We start from the raw sequence: 23,929 nt of genomic DNA on the forward strand, positions 1-23,929 counted from the left end.
CACCGGCCCGGTACGCCCGCAGTACATGGCGTATCCACATCTAATCGAAAACGGCTTTGAGCCCGCCCGGGAGGCTACATCACATTCCCGCCCACAAGTCAATAGGCGGCCCGATGGGAGATCGAACCGGGTATTCCGAACGCCCCGTTCGCAAAATTCGCATAGCCTCTTTGAAAGGTCCCGCCGCGGCCGGCGCGAACGGCGCGAGCGGAGCATCTTGTCCAGCAGGGTCCGCCTGTCTCTAGGTCGCCTAAGAACGAGGCATATAAGGCCACAGCCCGCCCAGCGCCTCCCGATCGCCTTGCGTGCCGGCATCGATCCAGCACGCTACGACAGCCGCGCTCAATCCCGGGGCGGTCATTCCTGGGGGACGACACTCACTCGGCCTGTACTCGAAGTCATTTGGCTCGCCTTAGCACAACCTCACCCGAACCTCCCCCCGATGCTGCAGGCGTGGTCCACCTGAGTTCGTCTCCCGAGAGGACAAACGGCCTGCGCTGCTCAACCCCGTTCCAGTTTGGAAATGTGCTTGTGTCGATGCGAAAGGTGATGGTTTTGTCTGCTTCGTTGACGACGTACGTACCAAAGTGGGCGATCGAACCTTGCACCACGGCGCGGTATTCCTCTGCACTGCCTTTCATGCGATCGTTGGACACATACTTGGGTAGGTCGCTGCGCGAATTCATCAGTGCGTAGTGACCATGGCCGTCAAAAATCACGAGACCGTGCGGATTGGGTCCGTACATGGGTGTGCGGCTTCCGTCCGGGCGGACTGTGTCGACCGAGACATATGTCCATGCGCCGGCCAGTTGCTGGTCCACTGACTGTTGACTTAACGCAACGCCCGATTGAAGCCCAAGCACCAGAAGCACCCATCGCGAAGCGGTGGTGACGATGTGGATGTGATTCACGGCCCCTCTCCTCTCGCAAAGCGACCCATAACGACAAATATAGAATGTCCGCACGGAAGGGTGGAGGCAATCGCCGCCGCTCCGAATGCTCGGTGCACGTGCAAACGTGTCCGCGTTACGACCGCGTGCTCTCGCGAAGTACCGGGCCGATACTTGCATCCGCCGGCCATGTGGATTGCCACGGCGAAGTTCAATCCGTCTCTAGACGCCTGCTCAGACATTACCCGCTGCGCGTCGACCTGGAGGGTTTCGGGTGCAGCGTGGCCCGGAGTCTGGGCCAATGCGGAATACCATCTGGTCCCGCGCCGCTCATGGCCTACAAACGTGGGCCGGGAAAAACGGCGAGAGGCCTTCGTGGTCCAGCAACTCAAGGGCAAGCGAATATTTGCACCGTCATGCCCTGACTACGCAGCTATACGGGCCAAGTCCACTCCTTCACGTACCCCATGCAATTCAACGCAACTCGAGAAGCCCACGCTGGAACCGTCGACGCACTGGTTTCCTTCATGAGCGATTGCCGATTCGGCGCATCAGACCTAACGGGCGCGACTGTCTCGCTCGCGCTCGAATACGCCTATCAGCCTCACCCGCGCTTCTGGCGGGACTTCAACATGGCATTCCTCGTTCGGGCGCTCACGCTCCGCGTCGCTGATTGGCGCGCCGCCGTCAATAGCGCCGGCCATGTGTCGGGAGGTGCGAAAAGGCTGCTTGCGGACGTCGAGGATTACGTGCGCGCCAACGCGTTCGACGAAGCGAATGCCGAAATGCTCCGCGCGCTACCGGGTCACATGCGACCCGCGGACGGAGCCGCCGCGCTCGACTGGATTTCTGCTCAGTTGGCCAGGAAAGGAATGACGGAGGAACTCGAATTCGCAAGGCGCGACGGCGACGTCTGCGGCGACAGTGCACTCGACGTATTGCACTGCCTCGAGGAAGCGGCAGGAGGGCGACACATCGAGAGGACCGGGACGCTCGTCGCTCGCGTGTATCGCGATGCAGTCGTAAAAGAACATGTTGCTAAGTGAGCAACCGGACACTCAGTTCAACGCCTCGGGAAGCGACATGCGGACGGACAGGCGCCAGTTCGTCCGTCGAGTGCCGCTCGGGAGACCTGTTCACATGCCTCTTGGCAGGCGCACCTCGAATACTGTTTCCGTCGGATCGGACCGCGCGTCAATACGGCCGTGATGTGCCTTCGCGATTTCGCTGGCGATATACAAGCCGAGCCCCAATCCGGCGTCGTCACCCGCACTTGCCGACTGGCCGGCGCCGCGCTGGAGCGGGTCGAAGATGCGGTCGAGAGTCGGTCCGTCCATGGCCGGCCCTCTATTCCCGACCTCGACGAGCACTTCCTTGTCGGCCGATACCGCCGTCACTCGCACCGGCGTATCGGGCGTGCCATACCTGATCGCGTTGCTCACCAAATTACTCAGCAATTGCTGCATGCGCTGATCGTCCCAGTCCCCCCGGAGGTCGCCGCTTACGTCGACCTCGATTTCCCGATTCGGATGAGCCGCCCGCAGTTCGTCGACCACATTGGCGAGCACACGTGCGAGATCGACATCGCGCGGAACAACGTTGATGCCCAGCCCGAGCTGGGTTCGATTGAAATCGCAGAGATCGTCAAGGAGGCCTTGCATGCGCCCCCCGCTTCTGATCAGCCGGGCGGCGGCCTCCGATACCTCCTCTCCCGCATTGAGCGCCGCCAGATAAGTCGCCGTGATCTGAATGGTCTGCAGCGGCGTGCGCATGTCGTGACCCAGCATGCCCAACAACAAGTTGCGAGCCTGCTCGACCTGCTCGGTAAAGAAAGCGACTGATTCCGCGAGCGCCTGATCGATCGCCTCGTTGAAACGAATCATGTCGTCCATGTGAGGCAACCCCGGCTGGCACTCGTCGATCCACAGGCGCAGCACACTCGCACGCAACGCCCGATACTCGGCCGCCAGCTGATTGATGTTGAAACCTCTTCGGGCGCGCAGCACGGCATGCGTCTGCGCGGCGGTTTCCGTGGCGTTCACCGGCTCGGGCGCGCGCCCGAGCGATTTTTCGTGTTGCTCGTCCCGTGTTTGCGGGGTGCCGATGTCCTTGGCCACGGCCTCCAGGATCTGCCGTGAATGGTCGCGTAGCGCGAACGAGTCCATGCCCCTTGCGGCCGGTAACAGCGTGGCGGCAAACGCTTCCCACTGCACCAGGATCGACTCCATGTTCCGCACGATGAAATCAGCTAGTCGCATGTCGCCCCACATAACGAAATGAACGGTGGATGCATCCTGTGATGCTGCACGATATCATGCGAATACCAACGATCGAAGGTGCTTACATTGCAAGCCGCGCGCAATCCCGTCGTCGGTTGCCCGCTATCGTATGGGGATTTGTTCAGCCCCAAGACGGGTCAGCGTGCGAACCCGCTACTGCTAATGTGCAACAACTCGCGGTAAGGCGAACTTCGTGGTTCCCCTGCGCGTCTATAGTCTGTCACCAAGAACAGCCTGGCGACCCAGCCGAAATCTCGCCCCTCCTGCGTTGAATTTCTGCCGAGTCACATTTTTGGGCTTTGGGTCTCGCCGGCGCCCGAACGGGTACAACAGCCGAAGTGTTCAAGTTTGAGCACATCATGCCCCATCGGCAAACCTACACTCATATGCAGGCGACGTACGCTTGTGCGAGTCGCCAGCCGGCTGGACTCGCAACCCCTGAAAAAGGCATGGCTCGACCATCTGGCGCTACATCACAAAAAATGTTGGCAGGCGCTGAGCATTGCCGAGAGTGCGTGCTCGAATAACTGAATATGGTCGGTGTGGCGGCGAACATGATTTATTTTACGGAAGAGCAGATAGCTGCCAGAGAGCTCCGAAACGCCGCATACCACGAAGCGGGCCACAAAATGCTCTACGAGCGCTTCGGCGGCGCTGGCGACGCAGTCGTGTGGAAAAACGGGAGTGGTAATCCTGAGGAAAGGGCGTGGCTTGGCCAGTTCCGTCCCCGCACCTGCCCCGATGAGATGCGCAGAACGGCGTTGAACCATGGGTTTCCCGCTGCCGAGCTACCTGAGAATTGGATGGTGCTCGTCGGCATGGCAGGCCTGTTGGCCGAGGACATCCTGAGCGGCGAGACGGATGATACGGCCGCCATGGCGGATACCCTGTTTCTCAGAATTTCCAATGGAGAGGCATCGCCCTCCGACCTCGCGCACATGGGCGTCACGGATATCGAAAACTGCGAACTGAGCTATGAAGTGGTCGACGAAGCCGTGCGGATGCTGCGCGAGGGATGGCCGGTGGTGCAGAAAGAAGCCGAGTATTTGATAAAGGCCGCGGCAAGCTGACCCGGCGCGATGAAAACTGGCCCCACCGCTCGGAATTCTGGCGCACCGGCGTCGATCGGAAGGCATAGGCCGGCTGCATTCCTCGGCGGCGCGGGACGCTTCAGTTTCTCGCGCTTACCTCGGCACGCGACGTTCGAAGATCGGCGCATGACCGAACTCTCGCCGATACGCCTTGCTGAAGCTGCACGCGGAAGGAAAGCCGCACCGCGCCGACACGTATCCGACGAAATCACTGCCGCGGCGCAGGAGATCGCGTGCATGCCCGAGGCGGACGCCGCGGTAATAGTCGCGCGGCGACGCGTTCAGAAACTGCTTGAACATGCGCTGCAACTGCCGTTCCGACAGTCCGACGAGCCGCGCGATCTCGGCGCACGACAGCGGGTCCTCAACGTTAGCTTCCATCAGCTTCACCGCCTCGACCAGCTCGTCGCACGTCGCCTCAAGACGCGCGCCCACCGGTATCCGCTGGGGTTCGTGCACGCCGCGAAGGCGGTCGACGACGAGATGCTTCGACACGTCGACGACGAGATGCGGGTCGATCTGTTTCGACATCAGCGTAAGCATCATGTCCATCGGCGCGATGCCACCCGTGCACGTGATGCGGTCGCGGTCGATTACGAATATCTCGTCCGTGATCGCAACGTCGGGAAACTCGCCACGGAGTGCATGCAGGTCCGCCCAGTGCGCTGCGCATCGATACTGATCAAGCAGGCCCGCGACCATCAACGCATAGGTGCCGCTGCAGAGCGCTCCCATCGTGATCCGGCGGTCCGCCAGCGCGCGCAATGCGTGCTGCGTGCGCGCGTCGACCGCCTCTCGGATATGCGTACCTCCACATACGAACATCACGTCGGGTAACGGCCCGGACACGTCGAGTACCTGCGTCGGCCGCATCACGATGCCATTGCTGGCCTCGACCGGCTCGCCGTCGATCGAGAAAGCCGTCCAGCGATAATGTTCGGTTCGGTCCACGTAATTGGCGACGCGCAGCACCTCGATCGCGTGGGTAAGCGCGATCATCGAATACGACTGCAGCGTGAGAAAGCCGAAATGGCAAGGTCGTGAAGTCAGCAAAGGCACGGTATCGCACTCGATTGGAATGTGGGAGGGACAACAGATCGACGCGTGTTGGGCGGCGCGCGTCGATTCCGGTCGGGGTCGGATCGACGCGCCTCGCGATCGCTACGGTTATCTCATTCCTGTTTCGAAGAGCAGTTTCAGTACGTCTTGCCTCACGCACTGCCCTCTACCACTGGCATGATTTCACCTGCCTCGACGTGACGACAGCGCCCTGTCTCCCAGGCGTTTGCCACCTGAGAAAACGAAAGGCGGCTCAGCCGCCCTTCGTTTTTGTCATCGCTTATCTGTCACCTGGATTCTCGGAAGAATTCGCCGCATCTTCTAAGGTTAGATTCCGTGCGCGCTGAGGCGGGAGGCATACCAGTCAACAAATTGGTCGACGTAATTTTCCGTTGCAGGTGAATACGGACCCGGTATATAGCCAGGGTCTTGCGCGCCACGATGATTGATTGCGACCAGGCTCGCATCTTGTGCGTTCGTTGCGACCCAAACTTCAGTCAGCTTCGTGAGGTCATAGTCGACACCTTCCACAGCATCGGCATGCACCAACCACTTCGTACGAACCAGCGTCTTTTCCGGTGTGAGCGGGATGATGTAAGAAATCATTGCGTGGTCGCTCATTACGTGCGTCCACGAGTTGTGCGTCCACATGTGCGTGTCGCCGAGATCGCGCCGCGCGATGTTGCCCAGCAGCTTCTGCGATGCGACTTTCGTATCCATCGTCTGTGACTCGCCGTGACCGGCGATCAGCAGTCGCTCGGTGCGGAAATGCGTAGCGACGTCGCCAGACAGCGCTTCGACCGCCTTGCACAGCCACCCTTCGTTTTCCCAGTTGCGCTGCGTGTCGGCATTGAGCTTCTCGTAGGCTTGCTGGGCCTTCAGTGACGCCTCGTCCATGTCGTCCGCGCAGGAGCCGGTCGACTCCGGCAGGAACGACTGGGTCAGCTCGGGATGCCCGGCCTCGCAGTGGTAGCACTCGCGGTTGTTCTCCATCACGAGCTTCCAGTTACCGTCTTCGACGATCTCCGACTCGAACGCGATCTTCGTGTTCTGCAATTCATACGGAGCGAACCGCGGCCCCATCGTTTCCTCGAGGTACGCAATGTCGGCCGGCGGCTCGTCCGCGAAGCACACGAACACGTGCGTACCGACCACCTTCACGTGCACGGGCAGAAGATTGCGGCAGGTGCGGTCGAAGTCCTTGCCCATGTGCTTGGTGTGGCGCAAGCTGCCGTCGAGATCGTAGGTCCATTGGTGATACGGACACACGAGCATGCCGACCGTCGACTTCCCCGCTTCCTTCAGACGCGCGCCGCGATGGCGGCACACGTTGCGATACGCGCGGATCACTTCGTCGTCATCACGCACGATCATGACCGACGCCTTGCCGATGTCGACGACCGACACGTCGCCCGGTTCCGGCACGTCCGCGGTCACGCCGACCACAATCCAGTGCTTGTGGAAAAAGATGTCGACGTCCGTCTCGAATACATCGGGCCGGCTAAACACTTCACCCGGCAGTCCACAACCAGGCTCGCGGCTGCGCACGAGTTCGCCGAGCGGCTTCAATTGAACGTCTGACATCGTTTTCTCCAACGTTGATGGGGAAGCGGGACTTCGAACGATCCCGCGTTAGCCGCAGTATTCGATTGCCGTGAACAGGCGTCAATGCGCTTTATTTTCCCCGATTCATTACATTAGTTTATGGGTCGGTCGGGGACGGTGGGACGTGGCTTTCCGGCGCAATTCCGGGACAGTCATGCGCGAAAATAGTGCTCCGCAGCATTGAGAGAATTCGCTCGAAGCTGACGGGACAAGGCATTTCACCCAAGCACCGAGACTGCGTCGGTGACAATGATGGTTACGCGACCGAAACCAGCGGTTGTGCATGCGGCGGCCCTGAATGCGCAATGGCGTCTCCGACATCGCGTCGGCACGCTCCCGTTCCCGCTCATCTCAGGCTACGCCGGCGTCGGCCCTCAACAGGTCAATCAGCGCCTGAATCGTCGGCGTAATGGACCGTCCTTGCGGCACGACGAGGTAATACGCATCGCTCATCGGCAGCGATACGTCAGTCAGGCGCACGAGTTCGCCCGACTCCAGATGCTCGTGGAGCAACCGGCTCCACCCCAGCGCGACACCCTGTCCAAGCAGCGCGGCCTGCACCGCGTCCGGATACAGGCAGGTACGCACGCCATACTTGAGCCTAGTTGGACGCGCGCCGACGGCCCGGAACCACTTGTCCCAGCTCAGCCAGCCTTCGGATGTCGAGTCTTCCTCGATGAACGTCATCTGCGCGAGTTCGTCCAGCGAACCTGGCGCCCCGTGCTGGTCCCGCCACGCGGGTGAACAGACCGGAAAAACCTGCTCGTCGAACAGCAGGTGGGCGGTGCCGTCGCTCCACTTGCCGTTGCCCCAGCGCACCACCGCATCCACCTCGGTGTGGCGCAGATCGGCGGTGAACATCGTCGTGGTCAGACGGATACGCAGATTCGGGTGCGATTCCTTGAGCCGCGCGATGCTCGGCATCAGCCGAAAGCGCGAGAAAGCCGCGGTCGTGGCAAGCACGATTTCCTCGTCCTCGATGCCGGTCGAAAGCCTGTCGAACACGCCGGCGATCTTGCCCATCGCCTCGGCAACGACCGCGTAAAGCGCCGCGCCTTCGGCAGTGAGCGTCGTCGTCCGGTGTAGACGATCGAGCAGGCGCACGCCGAGCAGTTCCTCCAGCAGACGGATCTGGCGGCTGACCGCAGCCTGCGTGACGCCCAGCTCGGAAGCGGCCTGAGTGAAGCTGCGCAGCCGTGCGACGGCCTCGAACTCCACGAGTGCCGTCAACGAAGGAATGAGACGCCGATAACCTTTTGCACTGTCCATGAGTGCTTCACCGTGAAGTTGTCGTTGTATGCGTAGCCCGTTTCGATGTTCCGTATACGCCACCGGCGGGCGCACGGCAATCGTAGCCGCGCGCCCGCCGGTGCTTGACGCGTCGGGAACGAACGACGATCCCGGCGTTGCGTTCGCGCTTAGAGCGACGCCTTGATCTTCTCCGCCGCGGCCGGCGTCACCCACTTCGTCCATACGTCCTGCTTTTCCTTCAGGAAGCGCTTCGCACCGTCGTCGCCCGTGGCCTGGTTGGTCGTCATCCAGAGCATGACCTGTTGCAGGTCAGCAGTCTTGAAGCTGCGCGTGTTCAGATACTTCATCACGTCCGGATTGGCCTTGTCCGCGAACGGCTTCGACACCAGCGTATACAGCTGACCGACCGGCCAGCCCGTCGGCTTCGGATCGGGGCAGTTCGCCACCGTCGTGCAGCGCTTCCATTCTGCCTCATCGACTGGCACCCCTGCGTCAAGCTTCACCATCTGGTATTTGCCGAGCAGCGACGTCGGTGCCCAGTAGACGCCGAGCCACGGCTTCTTGCGTTCGTAGGCCTTCGCAATCGACCCGTCGAGCCCCGCTGCGGACCCCGTATCGATCAACCGGAACCCGGCCTGCTCCGCCTTATACGCCTTGAAGAGCTGCGTCGTATTGGTTGTGATCCCCCAGCCTTGCGGGCCATTGTAGATCGCCCCCTTGCCGGGATTCTCCGGGTCGGCGAACAGTTCCGGATGCTTCAGCGCATCCGGAATCGTCTTGATGTCGGGATGCGCATCCGCGATGTACTTCGGGATGTACCAGCCGTAGACTGCCCCCTCCTGGATGGTCTTCGCGCCCATCACGATCTTCTTCTCGTCGATCCCGCGCTTCACGATCGCCGGCAGCAACGCAATGGCCCCTTCCGAAACGATGTCCGGCTTACCCTTGTCGACCATAGACGTGATCGTCGGCACGGTATCGCCGATCACCGTGTTCACCTGGCAGCCGTAGCCCTCGCTGAGGATCGCCTTGTCGACGGACGCTTCCAGTTCGGCACTTTGCCAGTTCATGTTGGCGATCGTCACGTTCCCGCATCCGGCAGCGTAGGCGTGCGAGCCGCCGAAGAAAACGCCAACTGCGGCAAGTGCGCCAAGATATTTCAGTTTCATAGCAGTTCCCTAAAAGTTGCCGGACCTTCCCCGGTTTGCGTTGGTCTGTACGCTCTTCCGCTTCCAACAGAATCGGAAATGGTCGAGCGCATTACTACGGGCACGTACGATTTTTCGAATCGCCGACCTGATTGCGATATGCGGGCTGATGACAATGCGCGCGCGTCACGATGATTCTCATCCGCGGACCGCTGCCACGGATACATCCGCACGCGCTTGCGTGTCCAGACGGATGGGCTGCACGTCCGCTACGTCTTCCGGCGTTGCCAGCGCACATGCCAGCTGGCGCAGGTCGACCGTGCCGAGCGGCTGGTTGCCGTCGCCGATGACCGTCAGGCGATCGATATCGGGATCGCGCGTGAGTATCGACAGCGCACTCTCAAGCGTCGTTCCGGCGGGAACATGTGCGCCAACCGCCGACACGCCGGCGTGAAGCGGCGCCATCACGTCCTCAACGCAGACCACGCGCCCGCGATTCACCTGCCTGACGAAGTTGGTCACGTACTCGTCGGCCGGGCGCAGCACGATGTCCTGCTTCGTGCCCTGCTGGACGATGTTGCCGTCGCGCAAAATCGCAATCTGGTCGCCGAGCCGCAGCGCCTCGTCGAGGTCGTGCGTGATGAATACGATCGTCTTGCGGATTTCCTTCTGGAGATCCAGCAGCACCGTCTGCATGTCCATCCGAATCAGCGGGTCGAGTGCCGAGTACGCTTCGTCCATCAGCAGGACGGGCGCGTCCATCGACAGCGCGCGGGCGAGCCCTACGCGCTGTTGCATGCCGCCGGACAACTGGTTCGGATAGCGCTGTTCGAAGCCATTCAGGCCGACGCGTTCGAGCCAGCGCATCGCCGTGTCGACCGATGTGTTGCGTGCGACGCCGCACACCTCGAGCCCGTAGATCACATTCTCGAGCACGTTGCGATGCGGCAGCAGCGCGAACTTCTGGAACACCATCGCCGTCTGGCGTCGGCGGAACTCACGCAGTTCCTTCAGTTTCATGCGGCACACGTCGACTCCTCCGATCAGCACCTCGCCGGCCGTCGGGTCGATCAGCCGGTTGATGTGCCGGATCAGCGTTGACTTGCCCGAGCCGGACAGGCCCATGATCACCTGGATGGAGCCGGCCGGAATGTCGACGTTGATGTTCCTGAGCCCCAGCACGTGGCCCGTCTGCGCGAGCAGTTCGGCCTTGGACAGGCCGTTCTTCACGGCTTCGACATGGGACGCGGCTTTCGGCCCGAAGATCTTGTAGAGATTGCGGATCGCGATGCCGCCGGATTGAATGTCAGCCATGGACCACCTCCTGATGCTTTTGAAGCCGCTTGCCGTAGGCCTGACTGACGCGGTCGAAGATGACGGCGATGCCGACGATCGCGAGGCCGTTGAAGATGCCGAGCGTGAAGTACTGGTTGGCGATGGCCTTCAGTACCGGCTGGCCGAGCCCCTGGACGCCAATCATCGCGGCGACCACCACCATCGCCAGCGCCATCATGATGGTTTGGTTGACGCCCGCCATGATGGTCGGCAGCGCGAGCGGCAGCTGCACCTTCACGAGCCGCTGCCAGCCCGACGAACCGAATGCGTCGGCGGCTTCGATGATGTCCACGTCGACCAGACGGATCCCGAGATTGGTCAGCCGGATCATCGGCGGAATCGCATAGATAACGACCGCGATGAGACCGGGCACGCGCCCGATGCCAAGCAGCATCACGACCGGAATCAGGTACACGAAGCTCGGCATGGTCTGCATCACGTCAAGCACGGGGTCGACTAGCTTGCGGATGCGATTCGACTTCGCCATCAGGATCCCAATCGGTAAACCGATCAGGATCGACAGGAACGTGCAGACGAAAATCATGGACACGGTTCGCATCGTGTCCTCCCACATGTCGAGATAGCCGATTGCGGCCAGCGTGACGAAGCAGCCTGCGACGATTTTCCAGTTCCGGCTCGCGACCCACGCAACCGCGAGCACCAACAACATGATGATGGGCCACGGGGTGCGCGTCATGAAGTGCTCGGCCGCTGTCAGGAATTGCTGAAGCGGCTGGAACGCCGCGTCGATCGGGTCGCCATATGCGGCCGTGAACGCACGAAAGCCGTCGTCGATCGAGCGCTTCATATTCAGAAGCGCGTCGTCCTGCATGTGTGGGAAAGTGTGTATCCAGTCCATTTGATCCTCCATCAGTCCGATGCCTGCCGGGCGGCCTGCCGATGTGCCGGCGTGCCACGGTTGTCGTTCATTCGATTCCAGCCGACCATTCCTTGACGCTCAAGTTGGCCGTCGCGCCGATTGTCAGGAACGGTTGCGGCGGCAATCGCTTCGGCGCGGCGAAGCCACGGAAAACCTGTACGAGCCACGAATCCATTCCGAGTGCCGCCTCGGCCGCCGCGATGCCCGACGCGGTCGCCTTGGTCGCGCCGACGCCGTTGCATGCGATCGCCGCGAAGATCCCCGGCTCGATTTCGCCGAACGCCGGCACGCCGTTCCACGTCAGTGCCATCGCGCCGGCCCAGCGGTACTCCATTGGCAGGCCCTTGAGCATCGGGAAGCGCGCGTCGAACTTGCGATCGTGCACGCGGCCCGCGCGGGCGATTGCGCCTTCGGTCACCTGCAACCGAGGGTTGTATGTGTAGCGCGAGCGGATCAGTATTCGGTCGCCATCGTCGCCGCGCACACGACGCACCGTGGTACCCATTGGAAATGCCGGCGTCGCAGCCCATGAGCGCTCGCCGCTTAGCCTCGACGGATCGAATGCATGCGTCATCGAAGCGTACGTGTAGACATGCAGCAGCACGCCCGGGAAGAAGCCGAAACTCTGCGCATGGCCGTTGTTGGCGAGGATGATCTTGCCGGCGTTGACGGCGCCGTTCGGCGTCTTGATGCGCCACGCCGCACCCTGTCGCTCGAACGACAACGCAGGCGTATTCTCGAAAAGCCTAACCGGATCACGAAGCGAATCGGCGAGACCCCGGATATAGGCGGCGGGCTGAATCATCACGGTACCGGGCGTAAAGATCGCCGACGTGAATGACTTCGTGCCCGTTACCTTCGCGATTTCCGTTGCATTGAACAGACGATATGGTTCGTTAACCTTATCAAGCTGGGCCGCATAAGAGGTGACATGCTTGTCGCCTTGCGGTCCCATTGCGACGTTGTACTTTCCGCACGGGTCGAAGATATTCTTACCCCAACCCTTCTCGAGCGCCAGATCGCGGGCTAGCGCGATCGCCATCCGATGCACCTGGATGTCGTGTCGACGCTCATCGCTACCCGAGCCGCCATAATCTTCAGACGATACTTCGTGCGGCAGGTCAATGATGAAGCCCGAATTGCGGCCCGTAGCCCCCTCGGCGACTTCACTGGCCTCAAGCACGACGACCTTGAGCGTCGGGTCGAGTTGCGACAGGCGCCGCGCCGCGGACAGGCCGGCGAAACCACCGCCGATGATCGCAATATCGGCGTTCACCGTACCGACGAGCGGCGCGCACGCCGTCCGCGGGGGCAGCATCTCGACCCAGCCGGACTTGCCGAGATGCTGCGGGAGTTTGCTCGCTACGAACATGATGGCTCACCCGCTCCGTTATACGGCCTGCCGTTCACGCTCGACCAGCGCGCCGACGGCAGTCCGCAATGCATCGACCTTCGTGGCGGACAAGCGGGACAGTGGGCGACGCGGATTACCCGCGCCGTAGCCCGTCATCTCGGCCGCGGCATAGACCGACTGCACGTAGTCGCCTTCCCAGATCAGCGACATCGCGGGCTCGAGCAGGCGCCAGATTTCCCGCGCGTCGTCCCAGCGATGTTCCTGCGCGGCCGTTACGAGCTCCAGGCAAGTCTTTGGCGCGAAGTTCGCACCGCCCCAGATCAGGCCACCGACACCGGCATACATCGCGTACGGCACGAGCGGATCGGCACCGTTCATCATCGGCAGGCCCGTGCGGACCAATGCCGCCTGCTTTGCCAGATCGCCGCTGCTGTCCTTGACCGCGAGAAATTCGGGAATCGTGCACAGCCGGCGCAGCAGCGACGGTGTGATCTCGACGCCAACCGCCTGCGGCACGTTGTAGCCGATGATCGGCAGCCCGGCGTGCGCGACGGCGGAATAGAACTCGAACACGCCATCGTCGTCGGTCGGGCCTTCGAAGAACGGCGGCAGCACCATCACGCCGCCCGCCCCGCAATCAGCCGCATGACGCGTGCGCTCGACGACATCGTCGACGAGCAGAGCCGACGTTTGCGCGATGATGCGGGCGCGACCGTTGATGACTTTCGCACCGAACGCGACCAGCGACTTCGATTCCTCCTTCGACAGGTACACGTGCATTCCGGTGCCGGAACTCAGCACGAAACCCTTGATTCCGACCGCGAGATAGCGCTCGATCAGTTGCTCCAGTCTCGCATGATCTGGCTTACCGTTCTCATCAAAAGGAGTACTGATCGCCAAATTGATTCCAGGGAAAGCAAAGTCTTTCATGTCGTTATGCCTCGTCCGCTTCGTTAACGTTCAGGTCGATCCAGAGGGTCTTGAGCTGTGTGTACTGGTCATGCGCGTGCAGTGAGTTGTCGCGTCCGCCAAAGCCCGACTGCTTGAAGCCGCCGAACGGGGTCGTGATGTCGCCTTCGCCAAATGCATTCACCGTCACCGTGCCAGCGCGAATCGCCCGGGCCGCGCGCATCGCACGCTTCCCGTTGCCGGCGAATACCGATGCGGCAAGACCATAGTCGGTGTCGTTCGCGATATCGATTGCCTCCTGCATGCCGTCCACGGTGATGACCGACAGGATCGGCCCGAAGATTTCCTCCCGTGCGTGCTTTGCGTCGTTGTTCGCGACGTCGATGATGGTCGGATGGACGTAGCGTCCTTCACTCGTCTGGCCACCGTAAAGCACGGTGTAGTCGCCGGACAGATACGATTGCACCTTCTCGTAATGCTGTTGCGATACGAGCGGCCCGATCCGGTGAGCGGGATCGAGCGGATCGCCTACCCGCCATTCGTCGGCGAGCTTCGTAATCTTCTCGAGCAGCGCCGCCTTGATGTCGCGATGTACGATCAGCCGCGAAATCGCTGAGCAGTTCTCGCCCATGTTCCAGAACGCACCGTTGACGATGTGGCCCGCGACAGCGTCGAGGTCGGTCGCATCGGCCATCACGACGCACGGGTTCTTCCCGCCCATCTCGAGCACGACTTCCTTGATGTTGCTTTCGGCCGAATACGATAGGAAGCGTCGGCCGGTGTCGGTGGACCCGGTGAAGGACACCATGTCGATGTCGCGATGGCGACCTATCGGCTCACCCACGGCCGGACCCGTTCCCGTCACGACGTTGAACACGCCGGCGGGAATACCGGCTTCGAGCGCGAGTTCCGCGACCCGCATGGTCGTGAGCGAGGTTTCCTCGGCGGGCTTCACGACCAGCGTGCAGCCGGCTGCGAGCGACGGGCCGATTTTCCACGCGAGCATCAGCAGCGGAAAATTCCACGGCAGCACGAGGCCGACGACGCCGACCGGCTCGCGCACGATCATCGAGATATGACCGTCGGAGGCCGGCGACACCTGATCGTAGATCTTGTCGATCGCTTCCGCGTGCCAGCGCAGCACGTTGACCGTTTCCGGAATGTCGACCGTCTGACAATCGAAGATCGTCTTGCCGCTGTCGAGGCTTTCCATCACCGACAGCTCAAGCGCGTGCTGTTCAACCAGGTCTGCCAGGCGGAGAATTGCATGCTTGCGGGCGGCCGGATGCAGCTTCGACCAGCGGCCGTCGTCGAATGCTGCTCGCGCGGCGCCAACCGCGACATCGACGTCTTCCTTTGCGCACGCGGGCACGTCGGCAAGATGCGCGCCGGTTGCCGGGTTGATCGTGGCGAACGTTTCGCCCGATAGCGACGCGCGGGCTTCGCCGTCGATCACGACGCGGGACGGCAGGCTCAATTCGCGAGCGATACGTTGATACTCGCTCCTGGACAACAAATCAGTCATATCAGTCTCTCATCGACACGGGGTTTCATGAGGAACCGAACCAGCCGCTCGGTTCGTGATGCTAAAAATCAATCGATACGTCGACACCTTCGGGCGCTACGTACGACGCCATGTTTCTGCGCGCCAGATAGACGTGCGCGCTCACGATCTCTCCGGCCGCCTGCGCGTCGCGACGCTCGATGGCATCGATGATCGCGTCGTGCTGCTGAATCGCCTCGACGAGCTCGGCTTCCATCTTCTCGTCGCGCGGTTGGTAAAACGTCTTCGCGAGTCGCGCATGATCAATCAGCAAGCGGCACAAGCTCGGCAATAAGTACGGGTTGTGGGCCATCTTGCCGATCGCGAGGTGAAACTCATCGTTCTGCAACACCCGTTCGTCCACGCTGCCGCCCTCCACTGCCGCACGAAACCGCTCCTGGATGCGCTTAAGACCCTCAATTTCCGGTCGGGTCGCATGCATCGCAGCCAGCTTGGTCGTCGCTACGTAAATCATCGGTGCGGCCAGAAAATAGTTGCGCAGCGAGTCGTAGTTCATCGACGCGACGCGTGCCGCGCGATTGGCCTCGAGCTCGATGTAGCCCTCCGCCGCCATCTGCCGCATCAATTCACGGACCGGCGGACGGGACAGTCCGAATTCCTCGCCGAGCGCCACCTCGTCTAGCGTCGCGCCCGGCTGGAGTTCCATGCTGAGGATCCGGTGTCGAAGCGTCTGCGCCAGAACCGCCTTGCGATCCAGCGCCGGCGACTGCGCATCTTCACGCTCGACTTCCACGAGAATGGCCTTCATGTGCTCTCCTGTTGCATGCATCGTCGGTATACAAATTGTATTCGTCAAGACTTCAATGTGTCTAATAGGGGAAACTGCGGATGCTGCAAGCGTTCGTCCCGCCCCAAAACCGGTCTGGCGAGCCGCGTTCGACGTGCAACTTGATCGTCGTCGAGACCAGCGGGCGAGAATTTACGCGCTCCGAGTACCGATGTTAGAGGAACCATCATCGCCGGACGCCCGGTTCGGTCAGCACGACCTACTGGAAACCGGTGGTGTCGACGGTCGCCCTACAAACCGGAGTCGATGGTGGCGCGACCATTCTGGAGCGAACGCGGACGCTCAACGCGAAGCATCATCCGCCCGCTGCCTGTTTGCGCTGCGTCATTTCGAACGAAATCCATCGCTGCGATGTTCGCCTCGTTCCCGCCGAGGCAATGCCCGCACGGGTACGCGTCACGCATAACCTAATGTAATGACGCCGGGAAAATAAAGCGCATTGACGCTGTTTTAGTGCACGCCAATACTCGGGGCACAGCGAAGGCAATCCGGGCATGAAGAGAGACATCGGAGCGAGGCGCACTGCAGCCCACTCACGAAGCCCTGCTTTCGCGAATGACAGCGTGCACGCCGAGCGTGCGACGCGCCCCAAGGAATGCCATGAACTCCGTCAACACCATGTTCGATCCCGCCCACGAAGCACACGACCTTCTCTCCCAGCCCGACACGTGGGACAGCACAGGAAGAACCTGGGCGAGCGGTGAACAGCAGGTCCTGACGTGTTGCCGCGTCATCGACGAGACCCACGACGTCAAAAGCTTCGCGTTCCGCGTGGGCGACGGCTCGCCCGTTCGCTTCGAACCCGGCCAGTTCATGACGGTGTCGGCGAACGTGCACGGCCAATCGGTCGAGCGCTGCTACACCATCTCGTCGCCGCCGACCCGTCCCTATCTGCTGTCGATCACGGTGAAGCGCGTACCCGGCGGCATCATGTCGAACTGGCTGCACGACCACATGAAGCCGGGCAGCCAACTGCTGGCATACGGCCCGTCGGGAAGCTTCACACCGACGGCGGCGCCCGCAGCCAAGCTGCTTTACCTCTCCGCCGGATCGGGCGTGACGCCGCTGATGTCGATGACGCGCGCGAGCATCGACCTCGGGCTCGACCTGGACATCGTGTTCGTCCACAGCGCGAGAACGCCCGCCGACATCGTGTTCCGCAAGGAGCTGCATCGGCTCGAGGCGCTGTCGCCGCGTCTTCGTACATTCTTCGTCTGCGAAGGCGTCGGCGACGAAGCGCACTGGTCGGGATCGATCGGCCGGCTGAGCCTGCAACTGCTTGCCGAACAAGTGCCTGACTACGCCGAGCGCGAAGCATTCACCTGCGGCCCGGCGGGCTACATGAATGCCGTGCGCGACCTGCTGCGCAGCGGTGGACACGATCCCGCGCGCTATCACCAGGAGAGCTTCGACATCAGCGCAGGCGTTGCACCGGAGCCGGCCGCACCCGTGGTGGAATTGTCGTCGGAGACGTTCACGGTCAAACTGTCACGCTCGTCGAAGACGTTCACGATGAGCGCCACGGAAACCGTGCTGTCCGCGGCGAGAAAGGCCGGCGTCGCGATTCCGTCATCCTGCAGCCAGGGCATCTGCGGCACCTGCAAGACCAAAGTGCTTGAGGGCACCGTCGATATGCAACACAACGGCGGCATTCGCGACCGGGAAGTTCAGAAGGGTTTCCGGTTGCTGTGTTGCAGCCGTCCGACGTCGGACCTCGTGCTGGAACTCTAGTCGGTCTCGCTCACGCCCGATTCTCCTTAAACGCACCATCGGCATCATTCCAGGAGGCACGGCATGGCCGGCAATCAGCTCCTAGATATAAGCAGTGCTATTGATTTACATGACAAGAACTCCGTGCTGCGGGACGTGCGCGCATACCGATTAGGCCGGGTTCAAGAACAGCTTCTCGCGCACAAGATTCCCGCGATCCTTTTGTACGACCCGGTCAACATCCGCTACGCGACCGATACATCAAACATGCAGGTGTGGGCCGGGCGCAATCCCGCGCGCTACGTGATGGTGTTCGCGGACGGCCGCATCGTCGCTTGGGAGTTCCACAGCAGCGAGCACGTCTGGGACGGACTGGATCTCGACGTTGAGTTTCGCGGCGCCGTCAGCTGGACCTACTTCAACGCCGGCCCCGATGCAGAGCAGCGCGCCGAAACATGGGGCGCCGAAATCGTCGACGTATTCCGCCGCCACGCACCGGGCGAACGCTTCCTGGCCGTCGACCGCCTCGATCCGTTCGGCACCACGTTCCTGGAAAAGCGCGGACTCACGCTGACCGACGGTCAGGCATTGATGGAAACTGCACGGCTCATCAAGTCGTCAGGCGAACTCGTGCTGATCGGCGAATCGCTGCGCACGGCGGAGAAAGGGATCGAGCGGATGCGGCGCGAACTGCGCCCGGGCCTCACCGAGAACGACATCTGGGCGAACCTGCATTACGAAAACATCCGGCACGGCGGCGAATGGATCGAGACGCGCCTGCTGGCGTCTGGCGACCGCACTAACCCGTGGATGCACGAGTGTTCGTCGCGAGTGCTGCAGGCTGGTGACCTGCTCGCGTTCGACACCGACATGGTCGGGCCGAACGGCTACTGCTCGGATATCTCGCGCACCTGGCTCGTCGGCGACGGACGTCCGTCGGACGAGCAACGCCGGCTGTATGCGTACGCCCACGCGCAGGTGCATTTCAACATGGACTTGCTGCGGCCCGGGATGACGTTCCGCGAGTTTTCGGAAAAGGCATGGAAGATTCCCGACCGGTTCGTGAAGAACCGCTACTGCTGCCTGGCACACGGCATCGGGATGGTCGACGAGTATCCGTCGATCGCGCACCAGGTCGACTGGGACAGCGCGGGCTACGACGGGCGCTTCGAGGTCGGGATGACGGTTTGCGTCGAAAGCTATATCGGCGAAGAAGGCGGCCGCGAGGGCGTCAAGCTTGAACAGCAGGTCGTGCTGACCGAACACGGTTGCGTGCCGCTGACCGACTGCAGCTTCGAAACCGACTGGCTTTAATGCATCAGGGAAGGCATCGCCTTTCCGTTCAATTACCCATCACATCAGGAGACACCATGTCAGGCAATCGTGGCGTTGTTTATGTCGGTCCGGGGAAGGTCGAAGTGCGCAGCATCGCCTTCCCGGAGCTCGTCGATCCTTCAGGCCGCAAGGCGAACCACGGCGTCATTCTCCGCGTGGTCGCCACCAACATCTGTGGCTCGGACCAGCACATGGTGCGCGGCCGGACGACGGCACCGTCCGGGCTCGTGCTCGGTCATGAAATCACCGGTGAAGTCGTCGAGGTCGGCTCCGACGTGACGACGCTAAAGAAAGGTGACCTGGTGTCCGTGCCGTTCAACGTCGCGTGCGGCCGCTGCCCGATGTGCAAGGCGCAGAACACGGGCGTATGTCTGAACGTGAATCCGGCGCGCGCGGGCGGCGCATACGGCTACGTCGACATGGGCGGCTGGATCGGTGGGCAGGCTGAGTACGTGATGGTGCCGTATGCGGACTTCAACCTGCTCAAGTTCCCGGACCGTGACCGCGCGATGGAGAAGATCCGCGACCTGACGTGCCTGTCCGATATTCTGCCCACCGGATATCACGGCGCCGTGACCGCGGGTGTCGGGCCAGGCTCGACGGTCTATATCGCCGGCGCCGGTCCGGTTGGGCTTGCTGCGGCGGCGTCCGCAAAACTGCTTGGTGCGGCCGTCACGATTATCGGCGACGTGAATCCGAAACGGCTCGAGCACGCGCGGCGCGTCGGCTTCGAGACCGTCGATCTGTCCGAAGACGCGTCGCTCGCCGAGCAGATCGCGGGCCTCCTCGGCGAACCGGAAGTCGACTGCGCGATCGACTGCGTCGGCTTCGAAGCGCGCGGCCACGGTCACGCCGGCTCACAGGCAGAGGCACCGGCCACCGTACTGAACTCGCTGATGGAAATCACGCGTGCCGCCGGCAAGATCGGCATCCCCGGTCTGTATGTGACCGACGATCCCGGCGCAGTCGACGCCGCGGCGAAGCACGGTAGCCTGTCGGTTCGCTTCGGTCTCGGCTGGGCGAAGTCGCATTCGTTCTTCACGGGCCAGACGCCGGTGATGAAGTACAACCGCAACCTGATGCAGGCGATTCTGTGGGATCGGCTGAACATCGCCGAAATCGTCAACGTAACCGTCATCGATCTCGACAACGCGCCGAGCGGCTACGCGGAGTTCGATTCGGGTGTGCCGAAGAAATTCGTCATCGATCCCCACGGCAGTTTGACGGCCGTCGCCTGACGAGCATGCACGAAACGTCCGAGGCAAAGCACGGAAAGCCAACTCGATGAACTGCACCCCAAAGGTCGGATGTCAATCCAACTTTTGGGGTGTTTTTGCGCCCCACACTTACGTCGAAAGCGCAATCGTCCTCACCTAACAAGCGCTCGATATATCAGAGGCGCATCCTTCCCGCCAATTCGGCTTTGATGCAGGCCGCAGCCCGACAGACAGCCCATTCTGGCCGCCTCGCCGAGCCAGTCACGACACCGCTAATAAGCGGAAGGAAGCGCGTTGCAGTGAGTATTCAGATATGGCAATAGTCGATTGCCGCTGGCGCGCGACGACGCCCATTTTGCCGTCAACGTAGACTACTAAAGCTATCGGTCGGGTCCGCCCATTCCCAGACAGGCGCGGAGACTTCACGACATGAGAGACGTAGCTCGGATGGCCGAGGGCCCGCATTCATTTAAACCCGACCGGTCTCTACAAACCCCGAGACGCTCCAATACCGCCTTTTAGTGCGAGGACGAAGCGGCGAGCTTGATCCCGAACGCAATAAAAATACCACCTGTCATCTTGTCAAGCTTCCTCATTGCAGATGGCCGGCGCAAGAACTTGCTCAGCGGGACCATGGCAGAAATCAGAATTCCGAACCAAATCAACGTAAGTGCGACATGAAGGCATGCGAGGAAAAAAGAATAGGCCGCTACACTGGTGCCGGCTGGCACGAACTGCGGAAGGAAGGTAACGTAGAAAACACCAACCTTCGGATTGAGGAGGTTGCTCAGAAAGCCTCGCCAGAACATATCAGCGGGGGCGCTCCGATCTGTCTGCGGGCCAGCGCCAGCGCTCAACGCAGTACGCGGCTTCAGCAAGAGTTTGATGCCGATGGACACCAGATAAGCGGCTCCGACAAGCTTGACGATCGCGTACGCTGTCTCAGACGCTCGCAGGAGAGCGCCAAGCCCGAGCGAAACAGCGCCTCCCCATAGCAGGCATCCTAGCGCGATGCCTACTGCGGCCGCCGCGGCTGGCCAGCGCCCACCCGCCGTTGCCGCTCGCAATACAATAGCTGTGTCTACTCCCGGTGTAACGACAAGAATGGACGCAGTTCCAACGAAAGCAAGCAGCAACGGAAGATTTATCATAAGGGGCTAATGTGTTCGCGTGACTGATTTGCGTCCGCTAGTATGCACACACAAAGCCATACCGGCAAACGCGGCGCCCAGCATGCACACGGCAGTCCAGCCAGCTAGATTCCACGCAAGGCTCGCTGCGGCAGAACCAGTTGCCCCGCCCAAAAACATGCCACCCATCAGAATGGCGTTGAGGCGGTTACGGGCCTCTGGCCGAAGCGCCTGGATGACGTGCTGGTTCGAGACCTGCGAGCCCTGTGCACCGAAATCCAGCAGTACGACACCCGCGACCAGTCCAGCGACCATGCCCCAGACACCAAACACGACCCAAGATGCGATCATGGTTACGCTCGCGAGGCCGATAACGAAATGAGGGCCTCTGCGATCCGCAATCCGACCGGCAATCGGCGCAAACAATACTCCCACTGCGCCGATGATGCCGAACATACCGGCTACGTCTGCGCCGAGATGATATTGGCTGTCGAGTTGTAGTGCGAGCGTTGTCCACAGTGCGCTGAACGATGCGAACACGCACGCCTGAACCATCGTTGCAGTTCGCAACTGCGGCTCCCCGCGCCATAGGGCGGCCAGTGACCGCAGTAGTTCGCCATAGCTCGCCTGCGTCTTCGGCGGGCTCTTGGGCAGAGAGATGGCAAGCACGAAACCCGCTACGACGGCCAGCACCACACCGAGCCAGAACATTGCTCGCCAGCCGAAGTGCACGGCTACGGCCCCGGCAAGCGCCCGGCCAAACAGGATGCCGCAAAGAAGCCCACTCATCACGATCCCGATCGTTGCCCCCCGGCGTTCGGGTGATGCCAACGCTGCAGCGAACGGCAGAATCTGCTGGGCCACGCTCGATGAAATTCCAACCAGTGCGGACGCAAACACGAGTGACCACGCGTCAGGAGCGAGGGCCACTCCCGCAAGCGACAGCGCAAGCGCTACGAACTGAATGACGATGAGGCGACGCCGCTCGATACGATCGCCCAACGGAACCAGAAGCAGGAGACCGAACGCATAGCCGAGTTGAGTCGTTGTCGGCACGAATCCCGTCAGCGATCGCTGGTGGGGGAACGTGCTTTCAATAATGCCAAGCATCGGCTGGTTATAGTAGATGTTGGCGACTGCCATTCCGCATGTTATCGCCATGATCAACGTCAGTCCCAGGCTCATGGACGAAACGGATGAGCCGCTCATCGTGGCCTCGGGACGTTCGCGGGAAGCGGTGTCCACGATAGAAACCTTGTTCAATGTTCACTCCATTTTTTCCGAACCGCGAAGCGATGTCCGTTACTGAAGCGCGCCAACCACGCCCGACACTTCGAAGAGGTTAGCCGTATCGCCCGTATGCAGAAAGGCAACGTTGCTGCCGGGCGCGACTTTCCCACTGCCAATGTGTTCCAACAGGCCTGCAAAGCCCTTGCCGGTATAAACCGGTCCGAGGAACACACCTTCTGCCTTGGCCAACTCCTTGATTGCAGCGGTACTCTCCGGCGAAGGAACTGCGTAGTTATCGCCGATGAATCGATTGTCGACTTCGATCTCGTCGAGAATGGCTTGGTCGGAAGGCGGCTCGATCGAGAACGTCCGGAAGATATGTTTCACCCGCTCGACAATGATGGCCTCGTTAATCCAGAAGTCGGGCTGGTAGTGCGAGATCGATATCGATCGGAACTTGACCGGGTGCCCTGTCAACAGCTTGGCCGCCAGCATGCCCGGCAACGCCGTTCCGGTGCCGGTGGTGTGGTAGATGTAGTCGAGTTCCGCGCCTGCGGCGCGAGCCTGTTCGATCATTTCCTTGAATGTGCGGACGTGCGCAGCAAATCCCGTGGGATAGGCGCCACCCGTCGGGACGATCAGCACCTTGCGGCCCTGTGCCTCAAGTTCGGCCTTGCGCGCGTTCATTGCGGCCAGCATTCGTTGCTTGTCGTCCGGACGGTTCGCATATGCGCTACCAGGAGCAACAAGATAGTGCGTTTCTACATCCATCAGTTGGTCGAGCAGCAGGTTGCCACGGTACTCGCTCAACTTGCCGTGCCGCTCCTCGTCGCGCGTCAGGAACAGGATGGGCGTGAGGCCCGCAACCCGTGCTGCCGTCGCAAACTGCATCCCCGAATTCGTGAGGTAGGCGCCCTGCGTGATGATCGTGTCGACACCATCCTCGAGCGCCTGCCCGATGATGAGTTCCGCCACCCGCATTTTGCTGCCACTAAGCGACCCGGGCCCCGCCATATCCTCCCGCTTCATGAAGAGGTTGATGTCATGAGCGCGAGACATATTTTCGAGTTTGTGGAACGGGGTCGGATAGAAGCCGATGCGCTTCCTCGGCAGTTTGTCGAGAAGAGCTTCCAGTTCAGAGAGTTGCATACGGTA

General features: G+C 61.5%; 20 protein-coding genes. 5 read left to right on the plus strand and 15 right to left on the minus strand.

Features of this window, described 5'->3' with window-relative positions; all coding sequences use genetic code 11:
* Window positions 1–398: 398 nt before the first annotated feature.
* Entirely contained in the window at window positions 399–911 is a 513-nt protein-coding gene (locus tag WI26_RS31730) for a lipocalin-like domain-containing protein (protein WP_081334339.1), read from the minus strand.
* A 446-nt stretch (window positions 912–1,357) separates the two neighbouring features.
* Here WI26_RS31730 and WI26_RS24175 point away from each other — a divergent pair, with 446 nt between their 5' ends.
* Entirely contained in the window at window positions 1,358–1,936 is a 579-nt protein-coding gene (locus WI26_RS24175; RefSeq protein WP_069227426.1) for a hypothetical protein, read from the plus strand.
* 90 nt (window positions 1,937–2,026) lie between these two features.
* On the opposite strand, the gene WI26_RS24180 is transcribed toward WI26_RS24175, so the two are convergent.
* Complete coding sequence (locus WI26_RS24180) at window positions 2,027–3,148, minus strand: sensor histidine kinase (RefSeq protein WP_069227854.1); 1,122 nt, start codon at window positions 3,146–3,148, stop codon at window positions 2,027–2,029.
* Window positions 3,149–3,723: 575 nt separating this feature from the next.
* On the opposite strand from WI26_RS24180, the gene WI26_RS24185 reads away from it, so the two are divergent.
* Complete coding sequence (locus WI26_RS24185; protein WP_155768811.1) at window positions 3,724–4,239, plus strand: hypothetical protein; 516 nt, start codon at window positions 3,724–3,726, stop codon at window positions 4,237–4,239.
* Window positions 4,240–4,353: 114 nt separating this feature from the next.
* Here WI26_RS24185 and WI26_RS24190 read toward each other — a convergent pair whose 3' ends face one another.
* The 10 genes from WI26_RS24190 to WI26_RS24235 all read right to left on the minus strand — a co-directional run bounded on the left by WI26_RS24190 (window position 4,354) and on the right by WI26_RS24235 (window position 16,113).
* Entirely contained in the window at window positions 4,354–5,319 is a 966-nt protein-coding gene (locus tag WI26_RS24190) for a GlxA family transcriptional regulator (protein WP_420480787.1), read from the minus strand.
* 327 nt (window positions 5,320–5,646) lie between these two features.
* Window positions 5,647–6,903 (minus strand): aromatic ring-hydroxylating oxygenase subunit alpha, encoded by a 1,257-nt coding sequence (locus WI26_RS24195; RefSeq protein ID WP_069227429.1) that lies wholly within the window; start codon window positions 6,901–6,903, stop codon window positions 5,647–5,649.
* 372 nt (window positions 6,904–7,275) lie between these two features.
* Window positions 7,276–8,193 carry a LysR substrate-binding domain-containing protein gene (locus WI26_RS24200; protein WP_069227430.1) on the minus strand — a complete coding sequence of 306 codons (918 nt, stop codon included), beginning with the start codon at window positions 8,191–8,193 and terminating at the stop codon, window positions 7,276–7,278.
* Between the two features lie 149 nt (window positions 8,194–8,342).
* Window positions 8,343–9,260 carry a glycine betaine ABC transporter substrate-binding protein gene (locus tag WI26_RS24205; RefSeq protein ID WP_208604140.1) on the minus strand — a complete coding sequence of 306 codons (918 nt, stop codon included), beginning with the start codon at window positions 9,258–9,260 and terminating at the stop codon, window positions 8,343–8,345.
* A gap of 261 nt (window positions 9,261–9,521) precedes the next feature.
* The gene (locus WI26_RS24210; RefSeq protein ID WP_081334340.1) at window positions 9,522–10,637 is read right to left on the minus strand and encodes a quaternary amine ABC transporter ATP-binding protein; all 1,116 of its coding nucleotides are present in this window, start codon (window positions 10,635–10,637) and stop codon (window positions 9,522–9,524) included.
* Window positions 10,630–11,517 (minus strand): ABC transporter permease, encoded by an 888-nt coding sequence (locus WI26_RS24215; RefSeq protein ID WP_069227432.1) that lies wholly within the window; start codon window positions 11,515–11,517, stop codon window positions 10,630–10,632. Before WI26_RS24215 ends, WI26_RS24210 begins: the two co-directional genes overlap by 8 nt.
* Window positions 11,518–11,584: 67 nt before the next feature.
* Window positions 11,585–12,910, minus strand: a complete 1,326-nt coding sequence (locus tag WI26_RS24220) for an NAD(P)/FAD-dependent oxidoreductase (protein WP_069227433.1) — start codon at window positions 12,908–12,910, stop codon at window positions 11,585–11,587.
* A gap of 18 nt (window positions 12,911–12,928) precedes the next feature.
* A complete protein-coding gene (locus WI26_RS24225) occupies window positions 12,929–13,822 on the minus strand; it encodes a dihydrodipicolinate synthase family protein (RefSeq protein WP_069227434.1) in 894 nt (297 codons plus the stop codon).
* A gap of 4 nt (window positions 13,823–13,826) precedes the next feature.
* Complete coding sequence (locus WI26_RS24230; protein WP_069227435.1) at window positions 13,827–15,326, minus strand: aldehyde dehydrogenase; 1,500 nt, start codon at window positions 15,324–15,326, stop codon at window positions 13,827–13,829.
* A 61-nt stretch (window positions 15,327–15,387) separates the two neighbouring features.
* Complete coding sequence (locus WI26_RS24235; RefSeq protein ID WP_069227436.1) at window positions 15,388–16,113, minus strand: GntR family transcriptional regulator; 726 nt, start codon at window positions 16,111–16,113, stop codon at window positions 15,388–15,390.
* 639 nt (window positions 16,114–16,752) lie between these two features.
* Between WI26_RS24235 and WI26_RS24240 the strand changes: the two genes are divergently transcribed.
* From WI26_RS24240 to fdhA, 3 genes are all read left to right on the plus strand, one after another.
* Entirely contained in the window at window positions 16,753–17,883 is a 1,131-nt protein-coding gene (locus WI26_RS24240; protein WP_069227437.1) for a hybrid-cluster NAD(P)-dependent oxidoreductase, read from the plus strand.
* Between the two features lie 63 nt (window positions 17,884–17,946).
* On the plus strand, window positions 17,947–19,176 hold the full coding sequence (locus tag WI26_RS24245; protein WP_069227438.1) for a M24 family metallopeptidase: 1,230 nt from the start codon (window positions 17,947–17,949) through the stop codon (window positions 19,174–19,176).
* 56 nt (window positions 19,177–19,232) lie between these two features.
* Window positions 19,233–20,435 carry a formaldehyde dehydrogenase, glutathione-independent gene (gene fdhA, locus WI26_RS24250; RefSeq protein ID WP_069227439.1) on the plus strand — a complete coding sequence of 401 codons (1,203 nt, stop codon included), beginning with the start codon at window positions 19,233–19,235 and terminating at the stop codon, window positions 20,433–20,435.
* Between the two features lie 497 nt (window positions 20,436–20,932).
* Here fdhA and WI26_RS24255 read toward each other — a convergent pair whose 3' ends face one another.
* From WI26_RS24255 to WI26_RS24265, 3 genes are read right to left on the minus strand one after another with little or no spacing between them, the layout of a single operon-like run.
* Window positions 20,933–21,565: a LysE family translocator gene (locus WI26_RS24255; protein WP_069227440.1), complete on the minus strand. Its 633-nt coding sequence runs from the start codon at window positions 21,563–21,565 to the stop codon at window positions 20,933–20,935.
* 6 nt (window positions 21,566–21,571) lie between these two features.
* Entirely contained in the window at window positions 21,572–22,807 is a 1,236-nt protein-coding gene (locus WI26_RS24260; protein WP_236849324.1) for an MFS transporter, read from the minus strand.
* 39 nt (window positions 22,808–22,846) lie between these two features.
* Window positions 22,847–23,923, minus strand: coding sequence for a 1-aminocyclopropane-1-carboxylate deaminase/D-cysteine desulfhydrase (locus WI26_RS24265; protein ID WP_069227441.1), 1,077 nt, complete (start codon window positions 23,921–23,923; stop codon window positions 22,847–22,849).
* Between the last annotated feature and the right edge of the window lie 6 nt (window positions 23,924–23,929).

Origin of the sequence: Burkholderia diffusa (assembly GCF_001718315.1) — a bacterium.
GTDB classification, from domain to species: domain Bacteria; phylum Pseudomonadota; class Gammaproteobacteria; order Burkholderiales; family Burkholderiaceae; genus Burkholderia; species Burkholderia diffusa_B.

Coding starts and splice junctions, on each gene's coding strand:
- WI26_RS24175 (WP_069227426.1), top strand. CDS start 1,358: ATGCAATTCAACGCAACTCGAGAAGCCCACGCTGGAACCGTCGACGCA.
- WI26_RS24180 (WP_069227854.1), bottom strand. CDS start 3,148: ATGCGACTAGCTGATTTCATCGTGCGGAACATGGAGTCGATCCTGGTG.
- WI26_RS24185 (WP_155768811.1), top strand. CDS start 3,724: ATGATTTATTTTACGGAAGAGCAGATAGCTGCCAGAGAGCTCCGAAAC.
- WI26_RS24195 (WP_069227429.1), bottom strand. CDS start 6,903: ATGTCAGACGTTCAATTGAAGCCGCTCGGCGAACTCGTGCGCAGCCGC.
- WI26_RS24200 (WP_069227430.1), bottom strand. CDS start 8,193: ATGGACAGTGCAAAAGGTTATCGGCGTCTCATTCCTTCGTTGACGGCA.
- WI26_RS24210 (WP_081334340.1), bottom strand. CDS start 10,637: ATGGCTGACATTCAATCCGGCGGCATCGCGATCCGCAATCTCTACAAG.
- WI26_RS24215 (WP_069227432.1), bottom strand. CDS start 11,517: ATGGACTGGATACACACTTTCCCACACATGCAGGACGACGCGCTTCTG.
- WI26_RS24220 (WP_069227433.1), bottom strand. CDS start 12,910: ATGTTCGTAGCGAGCAAACTCCCGCAGCATCTCGGCAAGTCCGGCTGG.
- WI26_RS24225 (WP_069227434.1), bottom strand. CDS start 13,822: ATGAAAGACTTTGCTTTCCCTGGAATCAATTTGGCGATCAGTACTCCT.
- WI26_RS24230 (WP_069227435.1), bottom strand. CDS start 15,326: ATGACTGATTTGTTGTCCAGGAGCGAGTATCAACGTATCGCTCGCGAA.
- WI26_RS24235 (WP_069227436.1), bottom strand. CDS start 16,113: ATGAAGGCCATTCTCGTGGAAGTCGAGCGTGAAGATGCGCAGTCGCCG.
- WI26_RS24240 (WP_069227437.1), top strand. CDS start 16,753: ATGAACTCCGTCAACACCATGTTCGATCCCGCCCACGAAGCACACGAC.
- WI26_RS24245 (WP_069227438.1), top strand. CDS start 17,947: ATGGCCGGCAATCAGCTCCTAGATATAAGCAGTGCTATTGATTTACAT.
- fdhA (WP_069227439.1), top strand. CDS start 19,233: ATGTCAGGCAATCGTGGCGTTGTTTATGTCGGTCCGGGGAAGGTCGAA.
- WI26_RS24255 (WP_069227440.1), bottom strand. CDS start 21,565: ATGATAAATCTTCCGTTGCTGCTTGCTTTCGTTGGAACTGCGTCCATT.
- WI26_RS24265 (WP_069227441.1), bottom strand. CDS start 23,923: ATGCAACTCTCTGAACTGGAAGCTCTTCTCGACAAACTGCCGAGGAAG.